We start from the raw sequence: 16,995 nt of genomic DNA on the forward strand, positions 1-16,995 counted from the left end.
AAAGCAATTAAATAGTTAATTAATAACCGTTGAAGTCCGGTGATATAATACTCTTTATATTTCGCATTATGTTTTCCATGCCGCTCTTTTTCATTTTCTTCATTATGCGCTGCATATTGTCAAATTGTTTTAGTACGTGATTCACATCCTGAACCTGCATACCTGAGCCAATGGCGATACGGCGTTTACGCGATCCTTTAATAATATCCGGGGTTACGCGTTCTTTAGCTGTCATGGAATTAATGATAGCTTCTATGCGCACCAGAACTTTATCGTTTATTTGCGATTTGACGTTATCTGGCAATTGTACTATTCCAGGTAATTTATTCATCATACTGGCTATGCCGCCCATATTGCGCATCAGCTTAATTTGATCCAAGTAGTCGTTTAAATTAAAACCGTCGTTTTTTTTCAGTTTGCTGGCAAGTTTTTCCGATTGTGCAAACTCGACTTTGCTTTCTATTTCATCAATCAAAGATAAAATATCGCCCATGCCGAGTATACGTCCAGCTATGCGATCGGGATAAAATGGCTCTAATGTGTCAATTCTTTCTCCTAAGCCCATGAATTTAATAGGTTTTCCAGTAATGTGCCGTATGGAAAGAGCCACACCACCGCGTGCATCTCCGTCTACCTTGGTTAAGATAAACCCAGTTAGCGTTATCGCTTCATTAAATTTTTTAACGGTATTAGTGGCGTCTTGCCCAGTCATGGCGTCTACTACAAGTAGTGTTTCCACGGGGTGGATAGCAGTATGAATAGTGATAAGTTCTGCCATCATTATTGCATCTACATGCATGCGGCCAGCTGTATCTACTAGGAGGGTATCATAAAATTTAAGTTTAGCTTGATGTAATGCTTGATTGACGATATCGATCGGTTTTTGCGTATCAAACGACGGAAAAAAATCGATACCTATCATTTTTGCTAACGTTTCAAGTTGCTTGATGGCCGCTGGGCGATGAACGTCGGCAGACACCATTAGTACTTTTTTCTTTTTTTTATCGTGCAGATATTTCCCTAGCTTGCCGACACTTGTGGTTTTCCCAGCTCCTTGCAGACCAGCCACCATAATAACCACCGGCGGCAGTGCTGACAGATTTAGATCGTCATTTTTTTCACCTAGGGCATTCACTAGTTCGGTATGCACGATTTTGACGAGTGCTTGCCCAGGCTTCAGATTTTTATTAATTTCCTTCCCCAGAGCGCGTTCTTTGACTCGGCTGAGGAAATCTTGCACTGCAGGGAGCGCCACATCTGCTTCCATCAGCGCAGTGCGTACTTCGCGCAGGGTATCATTGATATTCATTTCAGTTAGGCGACCTTTGCCGCTAATATCATACAACGTGCGCGATAATCGTTTAGATAAATTATCAAACATTATGTTATTTAACCTAAATGGTATTTTCTTCTTGTAATAATATACCTATTACAAGTATAGTATAACATATGCCGGAATATCAATGGTTCTTTTACTGTAAGGAGTTAAATCCTAGCGCACTGAATACGCGTGTGATTACTTTTTATTTACGCCATACGATTACATTAATGTATTTTGAATGTTTTGATTTTATTGTTTTATTTATGAATAAGTTACCTGATGTTGCCTAAGATTATGCTTCGCAGCAGAAGCGCTCGCTAGTCATATCGTCAAGACGCCATTGTCGATGCTAGGAGCATAAAAAGTTCTTATTTCTGGCTGCAACCAGTATGACGTGATAATGAGGATTATTAATTGAGCTGTTTGAACTTGACTATTTATCATCTTGTTAATTAAATGCACCTCATTACGGTGCTCATATCGCGCAATTTAGGTTAGTTTTGCTACTCAATTTTGTATGCTTAGCTATCCACCAGCAGAGCATTTATTAGTCTAATACCCGTAAACATATGCATTAAACCAACCGGAAGGCATTCTCTATTTGATAGTCAATATTAGCCAGGAGATATTTCCCCCATGTATTGCTTATTATCGTTCTTAATACTCCCTATGCGTTTTAACTAAGTTGGTCTGATTGCCTATTTAAAACTAATAATCTGAATTATTATCTTATGTAAAGTCATTTGTAAGTATTGACACACACAATACTTTATATCACGCAGATCTTCTGCATGGTGCTATTGATGCTGATACCGGCGACTGGGCACCTACACTCGCCACTAGTATTTTCATGTTCATGCGTCATATGTTCTTTACCAAAAAGAAAACAGCACCATCTTTTATCGTCTGGTGTTGTTTGACAGTAAAACTATAGCGTTATGATAATAGTTCTAACACGTAACTACCAGTTGTTTTGTGCATAATGCTGATTATCTTATTGCCAGGACTCTAGTTTAACTTCTATCAGTAATAGAATCTAAAAAAATTTTTATCATTCAACACTGATAAAGAAAATAAGCATTTATAGCATGTTTAGTAATTTATTACTATGTCTAGTATACATAGTCTTTAATATGTATATTTTGGGTGCTAGAACTAATGTAATCAATATGTTTGCGTTTGTACTGGTAAGCGTTGTGTATAATATATCTTAACAGGATCTTCACATCTCTATTTTACCTTGATTATTGGTAGAGATAGTATACAAAATGAGTTATCAAAGCTTAGGTATTATACCTATACTTCACATTTTACTAGATGACCTTAAAAATTTTTGGCTATATTTAGATTCAAAATAGTGTCACTGAATCTTCAACTAAGATTAAACTGATAAAGATGTACAAAAATCAATAAACGTCAGCCATTCGGATATTAGTTGCTTTTTAAGCATATTTTATTTCTCATGGGAAGGAAGAGACGGTAACAAAATTTTCATGAATCCTCAAATAAATTAAATTTATATTAATGAATAAGGGGTAATTCACTCTAAAATGGAAAAGAAAATTTAAAAATTACTGTGATTTTCATGTTGTCCTTACTTAATATCACTCGATGATAGATAAATAAAGAGTGCTATATCTTTGAAACATTGCTGTTCTAAACTTCTAATGTTTATTTCGATAGTTATTTCCTAGTTATGATCGAGGAAATCAACGTAATGCGCTGGCCTCGTTAAAAAATGCAGTTTTAGTGATAAACTTTTACCTATTAAAGCTATTATTGTATTTATGAGTGGCAGCATCATCGCTTTCATAGCAACCTATAATCACGGAGTCAAAATCACCATTAATTAGTCTTTTAGTGGATAAAAGCGGTCTATAACTAAAATTCTCAATCATTATTTTAATGCCAACTAATTTGCATTTACCTAGCAACCTGTTCTTATATGGCTGGCGGTTTTACGGGTATCTGGATAAGATAGTACTAAGTTTATCCGGCGGTTAGTGCTGTATTTCTTTTACATTCAAGCATCGGCAGCTAAGTATTTTAGACTTTGTCCTGATTTCATGCTACTCGCAAGCGCTTCAGATATTCTGGCAGTGTGCGTCGTCATGACGCTACATAGCAACTAAAGAAGTTTTTTACTAGCAGTGAATACCAACTAGTCGCTGTCGTTATAGTAGATTATTTAAAGCATAAAAATAACAAAGTAGCTGGTGAAATTATAGCTTGATGGATAAAGCGGCTTTTAGGAGTTAAAAAATAGAATGAGTGACGCAAATAGGTTATCAGCACCCTTACCGAACAAAATATTTCATAAAATACTACAGATCGATCAGTATCAGCTTGTTTCTCATAAGGTTAACATCAAAAAAATCAAAGAAATTTGCTACATAAATAGACAATTAAGGCGGACAGTATTCGTGAGTTAGACAAGTCGTTTTATTAATCATCACATAACAAGACGATGTATATCATTAGAAAAGCATTTGGCAGTTCTTCTGTCGTTAATATTTTTACACATATCGTCTTGCTATTTTAATCGATAAAATATTATTTATATCTATATACTAGATGTGTAAGAAAACTAGGATAAAGTAAGAAGTAAACATGATACCAATCAAGTCGTTGAAGAAAGACATATACGGAAGAGAATCACGCCACTCAAACTGGTCGTTTGACCGAGTGGTTGCGCAATGCAAATTCGTGCTGACCCTAGAAGTAGAGGCGTGTAATGATTTATTATTAATTTAGTTAAAATATATCATAAGATAATCTTATGTCATTCTGTCTGGATTAACTATATAGTTTATCAGGATAATATCCGCACTTAAAACGGATAACTATTTCGCTGACTTCTAACTAAATTAGATATTACTAGCCTAATTAAACATATAACATCCGTGTAGTATATTACTCGATGTTCTTATGCCGTTGACGATGAAAGTGTTTGATGTGTGCCTTATGATAGTAATCATTTCCGCGCTATGCTTTTAGTCCTTGACTTTACGCACATATATCATCTTAGCTGTCAAGCTTATCAGCATTAATAACAAGTCTTCTATTTAGTGCGTTTGATAAGGGTTATTTACATATATGTCCGGCAGATAATCAGAGATTATATAAGATGTTAACGCATCATTCATTAAAATAATTGTGTATAAAAGTCGTTAATACATACCTCAACGTATAAATGCTTGATGATAGCATTACTTCCAGATTAGGCCGTCAGAAAAGCAGAACAAAATCAGTGATAGTATCACTATCATGAGGTAATATGTTATTATGTATTTGCTCAACATGAATCCCAGACGCTATAGTATAGTTTATACTATAAAGCGATCTAAAAATTACACGCTACTTCTATTTGAAAATATTTTCTTTTTAAGGTAAAAGAACCTTTTCTACCGCGAAGGGTAATCATTAATAAAAGATGCGCATCTGTTATCGACATCCCTATCAACACACATATGAGTTTAACCACAGTTACGGATCTTAACTAGAGATTCCATTACTTTTTAACGCCAGTTTTGACTCGCTAAAAATTCATTGAAACTAAGTTCATCTGCTGCTTCTAGTGCACGCTGTCTTTGCCAGGAACGTATTTTCTCAGCATCAAGTTGTGCCTCACTTAGCACTTGTAGTGGTTCATCACGCAGCTTTTGGTAATAATTGTTGCTTAACATTAGCCCTAGTCGGCTAATACCGTGCTCTATTAATTGATCTAGAAAACGGGATGAAAGCGTAAGATCAGGAGAATCTAAGCATATTACTAATTTATTGCAAACTTTTTGATAGTGAGTGTTATTATTATTGCGGTCGAGCGTTTTAGCTACGCGACGCAGATCCTGAAACAATAATTTTCCGAGCATATTAAGAGGCTGTTTAGTACAGCTACAGTTAATTCCAATACCAAGCATCAAGCCGGGTTTACGTCCTTCGAGTATAACTTGATTCCAATTGCTACGAGTATATAGGAGCTCCTCTGCGCTCATCGCTGGCGCTTCAGCTAGCGTACACCAAATCAGGAACAGATCCAAAAAACGCGCCTGTTCCTCTTCAATGCCAACTGGCGAGAAAGGATTGATATCTAAAGAACGTACTTCTACATATTTAATGCCGCGGCGTATTAATGCATCAGACGGGGATTCATTATTTAGTGTCATCTGCTTAGGCCTTATAAGCGTATATAATTCATTTTCGATTTGCAGTACGTTAGTATTCAGTTGCAGATAACGACCATCTCTCTGTAATCCCATACGTTTATAGTCGACGGATGGCGTTTTGCTCGCCTGTTTTAAATTTTTAACATATTCATCTAAACGATTAAACGTAATACTCAACTGATTTTGTGACTTATTAATGTATCCTAAATCGCTCAAACGCAACGAGGTCGCATAAGGTAAGTACATAAGCCCCGATTGGGTGTATTTAAACGGTAGCTTGGTCTTGCGACCATTCAAAAAAGATGGGCAAATGCCTGGAGAAGCCCCAAATAAATAAGGAATAATCCAGCCGAATCGATGATAGTTACGTATAAGTTGCAGGTAACCAGCGGAAATAGCTTCTTTGCCACTTACTTCGTCTTTAATGCCAGTATAAGCTTGCCAGAATGGCAGCGGCAAGGAAAAATTGTAATGTACGCCAGCTATGATTTGCATCATAGCGCTGTAGCGATTTTTTAATCCCTCTCGATACAATGTTTTCATTAACCCGATGTTAGAACTGCCGTATTGCGCTAATTCGATGTGTTGGGTGTGATTAATAAAACACGGCATGCTCATCGGCCATAGACGTTCATTTACCAGATGACGGGCAACATAACGATAAATATCGCGCAACAATGTTAACATATGGTCCATATCATTGTCTGCTGGAGTAATAAACTCCATTAACGCCTCAGCAAAATCGGTCGTGATCCACTTATGAGTCAACGCAGCACCGAGCGACTTAGGATGGGGGGTCTGCGCCAAATTGCCATTGGTATTGATGCGCAGCCCTTCATATTCGACGCCGCGGCAAATTCCCTTTAGTACGTGAGGGTTGTCTTCCAGCCAGGAAAGTGCATGTGATATATTTGGGATCAAAGTAACCTCACGCAGTTTACAGTGTTGGGTACTAACCTAATAGTTTATGCTCTTTAATGCTATTTGGAGATGTTTAATGTCCTGCGCTGCAGGTCCTAATCTTTACGAACTTTATATTAACAATTTGTGCGGACATTATATCAAAGTTATTGACCTTGAAAAACCACACAGGATGAATGTAGTTTCATGACCAGTTTTGCTTTGCGTAAGAAAGTTTGCTGATCAGGTTTAGGGTGAGTTAACATTATCAGCGTTGATAACGGTATTAAAATATTGTAGCAGTTTGATATTGCAAAATATGACCTATGTCATCTTATTTTTTATTATTCGCGCTCACAGATATCAGCCGTTTACCATGGTTACGCTTTATTACGTCAATAAGAGGCAGATTAACAATGCTATTGTCAAAATTGTTATGCAACACTTCGATTGTATTACGCGCTAATTGATTAGGATTTATTCACGAAGAATAATCCTTAAGGATTATTTTTGCTATATGCTATGAGGACGATCCGTGTAACTAAATAGCCTCTTTCTCATCGAACTGCATCAAGTCAAGTGTTAATGCTTGTTTTTAGATTTTGCGGTGCATCCGTTCTGTATCACATATATGGTGATCTATATCAAGGATTAATCCTTGATGATGTTCGTACATGATTTTCAGCTAAATCTATAAATTCAGCGTTAACTTTAGCGCAATACCTTAACATTGTTGCAGATTCTGTTCGAATTAAATGTATCTAGCGATTTATAGTGACACGCTGCTTATACAGTTGCTTAGGTGAGACAGACGAAGGGGATAAAAGATGATGTTGTAGCTATGGATACCAATTATTCTGTTATTAGTCGCTGGATAAAAAGAAACCTATATTTTGAACGACAAGGAAAAATCGTCAGCATTGTCATGAATCATTCAATAGATCGCATCTATTCGCTATAATAAGTTGGGATTATGACTTAAAATTTATAATAGAATCTTCAGAAAACTCCCGTGTGCTTGATGCATGACAACCTCAACGTTTGTTGATGATCAATAAATGCAGAACGCAATATTTCTTGTTATAGCTGTGTCATATTTTTTTGATTTGCATTGCAATAGGCTATTTTATACTTACTAAAGTTATACAACAGAGTTAAAATAAAATATTAGTTAGTAACTAGCGTATAAAAAGGGGAAATAGTTGTCGTAAAATGTTAATGTACTAATGTATATGCATAAACAACAAGACTCTTAAAGAATTTTCATTTTCTTGATCGTTGGTTCGTAGTGACTCATCTTAGCCAGGTTTTATACGATGATTTCATTGATATCCGAATATAAATTGCTGATCTTATTATATATTAGGATTATATTTATAATCCCATACATCGATAAGATGAGCAATGTTTCCCTTTGATATGATTAAATGATAATCGTTCAATCACTTTTTATAATCTGACAGTTCGTGTTTGCTCTTCGAGTATTATTATTTATAGCGATCAAAGAGTTCACTTTAAATAATAATTTTTCTTCCGTATTTCAACCTACATCTCTGACTGTCTTTTCTCTATTTTAATGTCTAATTGTGAAATTAATTTTTAGTTTTCAGAATTAACTATGCCTTCTTATTAAAGAATTTAAAGGAATATTCAACTATTATATTCTCATAGTTTTTTAAATATTTTGGGTAAATTATGTACATTTATAAAATAATCTGTGTAGATACGTCTACACAGGATTTTTTATGCTTTAATCTTCTCTTTGGAGAAGAAAATAGCATAAATAGATTAAAATAGTACAAAAACCAGGTTTAATAGTTACACGCAATCTTAATGGCGTCTAGATTGCAATGAATGTTATTAGTCATGCTTTAGAGGGATCAAGTTGCTTGTGCCGTATAGCGCTAGTTCACATGTAAGATCACACATGGTCGTTAAGATTTAAAAACCATATATATGAATTAAAAAGAAATCACTTTATAATTAATTCGTAATAATTTACTATTAGGTTTAATAAATTAAACCTAATATCAAAAAAAAATACTTTATAATTTGTTAAGGTCTAAGACGTTGATCATATCAAACAGTCCTTTGCCCTGGTTTGAAAGCCAAGTAGCTGCCCTAACCGCCCCGCGGGCGAAGGTCATTCTGCTCGTCGCCTTGTGGGTGATCTCGAGGCGTTCACCAATCTCGACAAACATTGCGGTATGTTCGCCCACTATATCTCCTGCGCGCACCGTGGAAAAGCCAATGCTTTGTTCTTTACGCTCATTTATATGCTCCTTACGGCTATAAACTGCGCAATCATTAAGATTGCGTCCAAGAATGCCAGCGATCATTTCCCCCATGGCAATCGCAGTGCCTGACGGGGCATCAACTTTGTGGCGGTGATGAGCTTCTATAATTTCAATGTCGGCCTCTTTTCCTATCACCATCGCTACTTTTTCCAACACTTTAAGCATGAGATTGACACCAACGCTAAAGTTAGCTGCTAAAACAATGCCCGTCTCTTGTGCTGCTATTTTAATGGCATTTTTTTGTTTATTGCTGAACCCAGTGGTACCGATAACGATGCCTTTGTTATTTTGTTGGCAAAATTTTAGGTACTCTAGGCAGGTTGCAGGACGGGTAAAATCGATGAGAATATCAAAATCATCTTTTACTGCTGCTAGATCACTTTTTACTATTACACCTAGTGAGCCGTTGCCGGATAGATCACCCGCGTCTATCCCGCACAATCCCGAATCATCTCGGCTTAACGCTGCGCCCAAAACTGTTTGTTTTGATTGTGTTACCGCCTGGATAATTTGACGTCCCATTCGGCCTCCTGCGCCAGTCACCGCTATGCGTATTTGTGTGTTCTTCATATATCTTCCTAATTTTGTTTTATAAGTTATTTTGTGTTAGCTATGACAGTATGCTATTGCTATCGCAAATCCTTTCATAATAATTTTATACTTAGTATAAGTAGAAAATAAGTAATGTTATCTAACAAACAGATTTTTTTGCACCGTGGCTTTGTAAGGTGCGTTTTTAATCTTTGCCTATCGCGTATAGTGTCACTACATTGAGTGAGTATGATAATTTATATGATAGAGTTAGAATCAAGGCGTTTTATTGTTCTAGTGTGTCCGATAAGATATTTTGCATTAAACTGGGTTGTAATCAGACTAAGGTCTATTAAAGCCGGAAACGTCTTTTTTTGTGGATCAAAATGTTACATGGCCATCTAATTTGTAATAAGTAAACGGTACGGCAGTTTAGTTGATGAGCGATCAATAAGATGATCTTAAGGTGTCGTTACAGCGTTGCTGTGCCTCTATTCCTATCCAACTGTAAGGTTTCTGCACTATTCCTAATTAAACCGTGATTTGTCTTAATAAGACTTATATAGATCAATTATCATTAGTACTAGCAAAGTTAAATCCATTTGTAAGCAATCATTATCTCGCCTCGGTAAACTGACGGCTAACCAACATAATAACTGCAGTAACCATTTTAATGCGCTTGTTTAGCATGAGATTTCGTCTGGATTGCTGATAAAGCCTAGCAGTTTAGCCAATAATTAAGTTATTTGCAGTGGATTGACAGCTACTTTATCGAAAGTGTTACGACCTCTAGGTTAATGGTTAGTTACAAAGAAAATGTAATGAACTCCCTGCTGTAGCTAATGTTTGTCTAGCAACGGCTACCGTTGTGCATATATCAAGGCACAATTACGCTTAACTACGCTAACTTAAACTGAACATATGTTGCTTTTATTTTTGTAGACGCAGTTTTGTGTTTTTGACATTTTCAGATACAAAAATATTATCTTTATACGTATAAGTAATCGTTGAGTCCGTTCGTTTGTTTTGCTGCACTTGCATTCATATCATTATTTGCGTTAGGTTAACCTTCGATTAAATCGACTTATGATTTAGTTCAAGGTGTTGCTATAACCCGTAGGGGCAAAATGCAACAATGAAATTATTTTACCGTTTTTACTATGATTCGCAGTTCTTTCGGTACCTCAAAGACTATGTTTTCATCTCGGCCAATAAGTTCTTCAACTCCTTTAGCACCGAAAAAATATAGGCGTTTGATGACCTGTTGTACTAGTATATCTGGTGCTGAGGCTCCGGCAGTTACGCCGATAATTCGCATTCCTAGCAGCCATTTTTCCTTAATATCGCTAGCTTTATCAATGAGGTAAGCTGGTTTACCTACCTTCTGTGCCAGTTCAGCTAATCGATTAGAGTTTGAAGAGTTTTTTGAGCCTACTACGAGTACCATATTAGCATGAGATGCTAGACTTTGTACAGCTTCTTGACGATTCGTAGTAGCGTAACAAATATCGTTTTTTCGCGGTCCAACAATTGTGGCAAATCGCTCGCGTAGTGCGTTAATCACATCAGCAGTGTCATCCACTGACAATGTGGTTTGGGTCATAAAACATAGATTATCAGCATTTTTTACTTTAAGACGCCAAACATCCTTCGGAGATTCCACCAGATATATACCCCCGTTAGGGTTGTTGTATTGCCCCATGGTGCTTTCCACTTCAGGATGACCGATATGGCCAATGAGAATTGCTTCAGCCCCTCTTCTGCTAGCTCGCGCGACTTCCATATGAACTTTAGTTACCAGCGGGCAGGTAGCGTCAAACACAATTAAATCACGGTGACGTGCCTTTTCCCGCCCTGCCTGGGAAATTCCGTGGGCAGAGAAAATGAGAATTGATTTATCAGGTACTTCATCGATTTGCTCAACAAAAATTACCCCTCGATGGCGCAATGTATCGACTACGTAGTAATTATGTACAATTTCATGACGTACATAGATTGGTGCTCCATATATTTCTAGCGCGCTCTCAACCATACTAATTGCCCGGTCAACTCCGGCGCAAAAGCCGCGTGGATTAGCTAGTAGTATGTGCATTGGTCGGTCTCCAATTTTGGTCAAGTTGCTAGTTCTTAAATGTCGAACGACACTACTTTATCAGAGATAATATGCTAGAAATTTATGTTGATATAGTTGAGGTTTTAGCCAATAACCTAATAATATCTGGCAGTTACGCTGTCGTTGATACCATCAAACCATATTGTGGTAATCAAGTATTGCACGTTAAGCTTAATAAAATTTCTGGGCAAATAAAATGTATGATGTCTAATAAGACAAGTATTGACTATTTAATGATAGCTAGAAGCTAGCATTTGTCTGCTCTGTATTGCCAAGTTTTATCACTTATGCTGCAACTTGGTAAATAATCGACTGCGCCGAGCCAAAAAGCATCATTTTTTCTTTCTCTCGATTTCATCGATCAACTGGTTTTCAGAGGGGTTAAACTCACAATTATAATCACATCGCGTTTGTCTAGCAATGAAACGTGATTGAGCAGTATGTTACCTTTTCTGCTTAGCAGTTAGACCGCAAAATTCATCTAGCATAATCAGTATGGTGCTAATACAAATACCGGCATCCGCAATATTAAATGTGGGCCAGTGCCAATCTCCAATATGTAAATCAATAAAATCTATTACTACACCGTGCACTATTCGGTCGAATAGATTGCCCAACGCCCCTCCGATAATCGTCGCGTAGGTTGTGTTAGGCAGGTTTTTTTGTTTGTCCGAATGATACATTATGGCTAGTAATACCAGCACGATAATTACCGTGCTGGCAGAGAACGCCCAGCGTTGCCATCCTCCCTCATTTGCTAATAAACTAAAGATGCCACCTGCATTATGCACATATGTAAAATTCATGAAGGGAATAACCGGCACTGACTCGCCAAGCCAGAAAAATTTTATAACCAACTGTTTGCTGCCGATATCTAGTGCTAGAACTACCAGTGTAAGCCAAAGCCAGAATAGTCCCGTAGACATTATTTTTTTATTCATCAAACAAACTTACGCTTTTTGCCTTGCCCGGCTACATTTATGACACAACGACCACAGATTTCTGGATAGTGAGCATGATTACCGATATCCATCTCATAATGCCAGCAGCGTGGGCATTTTTTTCCCTTAGCTTTTGCCAAGGAAATCTTTAATCCTTGAAGTCCTTCACACTGAATTGCGTCATCGCTAGCGTCGGCATAATCAGCTACTACCGCACTTGAAGTTAATAGCGCAAAGTAAAGTTCATCGCCCAATTCGCGCAGCAAAGTGGCAAGTGTCGGCTCAGCGTAAAGCGTTATATGTACTTCAAGAGAACTACCAATACCTTTTTTAGCTCGCTCACGCTCGATAATTTTGTTAGTTTCGCTGCGCAGTTGCAGTAGGATTTGCCAATAAGCATCATTTAACGGTTGGTCTGGATCTAGCCCAAAAAGGCCGTTATACCACTCTTCGGTAAAAATATATTGTGCTCGCTCACCGGGAATGAAGCCCCAAATTTCATCGGCTGTAAATGATAAAATAGGTGCCATCCAGCGCACTAGGGCCTCAATAATGTGATATAATGCTGTTTGACAGCTGCGGCGTGCAATACTATCTTTTTTGGCGGTATATTGACAATCTTTGATAATATTTAGGTAAAAAGAACTCATCTCGACAGTACAGAACTGCATCATGCACTGTACAACATTATGAAAATCATAGGTATCGTATGCGGCGATGATTTTTGTTTGCGTTGATTGCGCTCTTCCTACGGCCCAACGATCTAATACGACCATGTTTTCCGGACTTACGATGTGGCACGCCGGATTAAAACCATTTAAATTAGCTAGCAGGAAACGTGCAGTATTACGTATACGCCGATATGCGTCAGCTGATTGCGAGAGGATCTCATCAGATACTGTCATATCCCCAGTATAATCGGTCGAGGCAACCCACAAACGCAAAATATCCGCCCCCAAGTTATCTACAACCTGTTGTGGACTGACTACGTTGCCCATTGATTTAGACATTTTACGACCCTGACCGTCGACGGTAAAACCGTGGGTGAGCACTTCCCTATAGGGAGCCTTGCTTTGTATGGCAGTAGATATCATCAGCGATGACATAAACCAGCCGCGATGCTGGTCTGATCCTTCCAGATACATATCTGGTGCGTGGCCTTCAAATTCCGGACGCACTGATACCACAGAAGAGTGGGTAGAGCCAGAATCAAACCAGACGTCTAGGGTATCTAATACCTTGTAATAATAGGCAACATCGTCACCCAGAATATCATTCGGATCTAAATCCCACCAAGCCTGGATGCCGTTTTGCTCAACTCGTCGTGCCACAGTTTCCATCAGTTCAATGGTGCGTGGATGTAGCGCATCAGTTTCTTTATGAACGAACAGTGCCATCGGTACACCCCAAATACGCTGACGTGAAATGCACCAGTCGGGTCGGTTATCTACCATGCTTTCTATTCGACATTTCCCCCAACTGGGAATCCAATTTACTTTTTTGATTTCTGCTAGTGACTGTTTACGCAGATTGCGCTGTGTCATACTGACAAACCACTGCGGAGTTGTACGAAAGATAGTCGGTGTTTTATGCCGCCAGCAGTGTGGATAGCTATGCTGTATTTTGTCTACGTGCAGAAGTGAACCGCTTTCGCGCAAAAGGTCAATGATTACGTCATTCGCCTTAAATACCTGCAGACCGTTAAGCATCGGCAGTATGCCAGGTAGATAGCAACCGTCTGGACCGACTAAGTTGGTAACCTCTAAGCTATATTTTTGACCGATAAAATAATCGTTTGGTCCGTGTCCAGGTGCAATATGTACTGCGCCGGTACCCGCGTTAAGCGTCACATGCTTGTCCAAAACAGCGGGAACATCGAACCCCATTAAGGAATGACGGAACAGAAGTAGCTCTAGCGCACTTCCTTTTGCGTTACCGATTACCGTCCAGTGCGTGATGCAGGAGCGCTCCATCACGCTGTCTACGAGGTCAGCTACTAAAATGTACCCTTGCTTGTTGACTTCAACTAACTGATAGTCGAAGTTGGGGTGGACGGCGATGGCGCGATTAGCTGGCAAGGTCCAAGGTGTGGTAGTCCAGATTACAAGTGAAATTTTACCGGTAAAATTAGTGACGCCAAACTTGTCAGCGACTGCACTGGTATCTGTTGCCGAGAAAGTTACATCGATGTTTGGTGAAGTTCTGTCGTAGTATTCAACTTCGTTCTCTGCTATTGTGGAACAGCAGTCTATGCACCAATGTACCGGCTTAGCTCCTTTATACAGGTGGCCATTGCTGATAATCTTGCCGAGGGCTCGAATAATATTAGCTTCGGTCGTGAAGTTCATCGTTAGGTACGGATGTTCCCAGTCGCCGATCACTCCTAACCGCATGAAATCTTTTTTTTGTTCTTCTACCTGTTCGGCGGCATAACGACGACAGGCGCGGCGGAATTCTGCGGAGCTGACTTTCTTGCCCGGCTTGCCCATAAGTTCCTCTACTTTTAACTCAATCGGCAGGCCATGGCAATCCCAACCAGGGATATAAGGTGAATCATACCCCATTAATCCTTTGTATTTTATAATAATATCTTTAAGTATTTTATTGATTGCGTGACCTATGTGAATGCTGCCGTTTGCATACGGAGGACCATCATGCAAAAAAAACTTTTTTTTTCCTTTTCTAGCTTGACGAATTATCCCGTACAGATCCTGTTCAATCCAGCGCTTGAGGATGCTCGGTTCACGTTTAGCTAAATCGCCACGCATGGGAAATTTTGTATTTGGCAAATTCAGAGTGTTTTTGTAATCAGTCATTTGATGATCAATTCCGTTGTTATTTGGAGCATAATTAAAATATCGCGAGCCCAAAATAGTCGCGAGCATGCATCACATCATTTGCTATTTGTCGCTTTAAGTCGTCTAGCGATTTAAACCGTTTTTCATTGCGCAATTTCTCGCGTATTACTACCTCGATATGGCTACCGTATAAATTTATGACCACATCCATCAAATGCACTTCCAGTCTCTGACGCAAACCGTCAACTGTGGGACGAGTGCCGATATTTGCCACACCAGGAAGCGGCTGGCTAGCTAAACAGATAGAATAAACTTCTACGGCATACACGCCGTGTATTGGCGCAGCTCGACTCTTTAATGACACGTTGGCAGTTGGGAAACCAATAGACCTACCCATAGCATCGCCATGTACTACGCGACCTGAAAGGCGATAAGTATGTCCCATTAGCATTTCTGCCTCCATTAAACGATCATGCTTCAGCGCCTCACGCACGGCAGTGCTGCTGATACGCCGCCCCTTCTCTGTATAAGTTACAGTGCTAATCACCTCAAATCCAGCGGCTTTTCCTGCTTGCTGGAGTAGGGCGTAACTTCCCAGTCGTTGAGCACCAAAACGAAAGTCGTCTCCGATGCTGATGAGACGTACACCTAGTTTTTGTACCAACAGATCTGTTATGAAATCGCAAGCACTGATCGCCGCAAACCGTTTGTTGAATGTGATACATATTATCGTGTTCACGCCGGCAGCCTTAAAATATTTTATTTTATCTCGTAGAGGGGTTAACCGCGCCGGCGCGCTATCGCTGGCAAAATATTCCTGTGGTTGAGGTTCAAATATCATCACCATAACTGGCAGACATCGAAGGCTGCCCTCGGTTTTTAATTTTGCTATAAGCGCCTGGTGTCCGCGGTGAAAGCCGTCGAAATTGCCGATAGTCAGTACGCACCCATGGTGACGTGGCCGTAAATTGTGTATACCGCGAATAAGCTCCATAGTAGGGTCAAAATACCTGTAGTAGAAATTAGTAAATAATAACGTGTATCACGGATAAGGTTAACCGCAATTCTGATCTTTAACGTTATTATAGAGAGAAGGTCTTGTGTGTATTTAACTCCTTGCTTTATTATTATTTTAGGTGTTTCTGCCACAAAGCGCCGGCTAACGCCCCTCGCGTTGTTTGTTTTGATCAGAAGCATCTCACGATTATTTAATTAATAAAATGCCTTGGTGATATGTATTTATCCCTAACGATACTCGAACAACGTAACATAATGTTTCCGTTAGCAAGCTGTTTCAGTGCTTTCTTTATGCGCGGGTTGACTATTGAGGTTACGCCCGCTGCTTTAACCTATTGTTTGCATGGCGCATTGCATGCAATACTGTATTTAATCTGCAATTACCAAGAAAATTTACACTGATAGATTTATTGCTAACTCATTATTGCAATTACGATATACGTCGTAATCTAAACAGAGTTTAGAGCCTTTGCATAAATCTTTTGACAAAAAAGAACTAAACAAGCATATTGATCTGGTTGGCAATTTATCTTATAAAATATGTTTGGGGTTTGACCGTGGCTAATATAAAATCAGCTAAAAAACGCGCTGTTCAGGCTGAAAAAAAGCGGCAGCATAATGCAAGTCGTCGTTCCATGATGCGCACTTTTGTGAAGAAGGTTTTGGTGTCTATAGCCGCTGGTGATAAAGCAGCTGCGCAGCATGCTTTTTATGCCATGCAACCGATTGTTGACCGTCAAGCCAGCAAAGGGTTAATCCACAAAAATAAAGCAGCGCGTTATAAATCAAATTTGATCGCACAAATTCATGGCATGCACTAATTATAGTAACATATAGATATGTATTAAATATTATACATTGTTATAGTTACTAACTAATAAACGTAACAAAAGCACGATTGCTTTTCTATG

At 38.8% G+C, this 16,995-nt stretch carries 8 protein-coding genes; 1 reads left to right on the forward strand and 7 read right to left on the reverse strand.

The features are described 5' to 3' along the window. Positions 1-19: 19 nt before the first annotated feature. The 7 genes from ffh to ribF all read right to left on the reverse strand — a co-directional run bounded on the left by ffh (position 20) and on the right by ribF (position 16,061). Positions 20-1,381 carry a signal recognition particle protein gene (ffh, locus tag HBA_RS01030; RefSeq protein WP_097032203.1) on the reverse strand — a complete coding sequence of 454 codons (1,362 nt, stop codon included), beginning with the start codon at positions 1,379-1,381 and terminating at the stop codon, positions 20-22. A gap of 3,458 nt (positions 1,382-4,839) precedes the next feature. Then, positions 4,840-6,408 carry a glutamate--cysteine ligase gene (gene gshA / locus HBA_RS01035; protein ID WP_097032204.1) on the reverse strand — a complete coding sequence of 523 codons (1,569 nt, stop codon included), beginning with the start codon at positions 6,406-6,408 and terminating at the stop codon, positions 4,840-4,842. Between the two features lie 2,024 nt (positions 6,409-8,432). Continuing rightward, a complete protein-coding gene (gene dapB / locus HBA_RS01040; RefSeq protein WP_097032205.1) occupies positions 8,433-9,254 on the reverse strand; it encodes a 4-hydroxy-tetrahydrodipicolinate reductase in 822 nt (273 codons plus the stop codon). A 1,102-nt stretch (positions 9,255-10,356) separates the two neighbouring features. After that, a complete protein-coding gene (ispH, locus tag HBA_RS01045; protein WP_097032206.1) occupies positions 10,357-11,307 on the reverse strand; it encodes a 4-hydroxy-3-methylbut-2-enyl diphosphate reductase in 951 nt (316 codons plus the stop codon). Between the two features lie 464 nt (positions 11,308-11,771). After that, positions 11,772-12,269 (reverse strand): signal peptidase II, encoded by a 498-nt coding sequence (gene lspA, locus HBA_RS01055; RefSeq protein ID WP_097032208.1) that lies wholly within the window; start codon positions 12,267-12,269, stop codon positions 11,772-11,774. Beyond that, the gene (gene ileS, locus HBA_RS01060; RefSeq protein ID WP_097032610.1) at positions 12,269-15,085 is read right to left on the reverse strand and encodes an isoleucine--tRNA ligase; all 2,817 of its coding nucleotides are present in this window, start codon (positions 15,083-15,085) and stop codon (positions 12,269-12,271) included. Before ileS ends, lspA begins: the two co-directional genes overlap by 1 nt. Positions 15,086-15,119: 34 nt before the next feature. Beyond that, positions 15,120-16,061 (reverse strand): bifunctional riboflavin kinase/FAD synthetase, encoded by a 942-nt coding sequence (gene ribF / locus HBA_RS01065; protein WP_097032209.1) that lies wholly within the window; start codon positions 16,059-16,061, stop codon positions 15,120-15,122. Positions 16,062-16,641: 580 nt separating this feature from the next. Between ribF and rpsT the strand changes: the two genes are divergently transcribed. Continuing rightward, positions 16,642-16,905, forward strand: a complete 264-nt coding sequence (gene rpsT, locus HBA_RS01070) for a 30S ribosomal protein S20 (protein ID WP_097032210.1) — start codon at positions 16,642-16,644, stop codon at positions 16,903-16,905. Positions 16,906-16,995: the final 90 nt, after the last annotated feature.

Source organism: Sodalis endosymbiont of Henestaris halophilus (genome assembly GCF_900161835.1).
Classification (GTDB): domain Bacteria; phylum Pseudomonadota; class Gammaproteobacteria; order Enterobacterales; family Enterobacteriaceae.

Bases quoted from the DNA above. Each gene is read 5' to 3' on its own strand.
- ribF (WP_097032209.1), bottom strand. From the start codon at position 16,061: ATGGAGCTTATTCGCGGTATACACAATTTACGGCCACGTCACCATGGG.
- ileS (WP_097032610.1), bottom strand. From the start codon at position 15,085: ATGACTGATTACAAAAACACTCTGAATTTGCCAAATACAAAATTTCCC.
- ispH (WP_097032206.1), bottom strand. From the start codon at position 11,307: ATGCACATACTACTAGCTAATCCACGCGGCTTTTGCGCCGGAGTTGAC.
- ffh (WP_097032203.1), bottom strand. From the start codon at position 1,381: ATGTTTGATAATTTATCTAAACGATTATCGCGCACGTTGTATGATATT.
- dapB (WP_097032205.1), bottom strand. From the start codon at position 9,254: ATGAAGAACACACAAATACGCATAGCGGTGACTGGCGCAGGAGGCCGA.
- lspA (WP_097032208.1), bottom strand. From the start codon at position 12,269: ATGAATAAAAAAATAATGTCTACGGGACTATTCTGGCTTTGGCTTACA.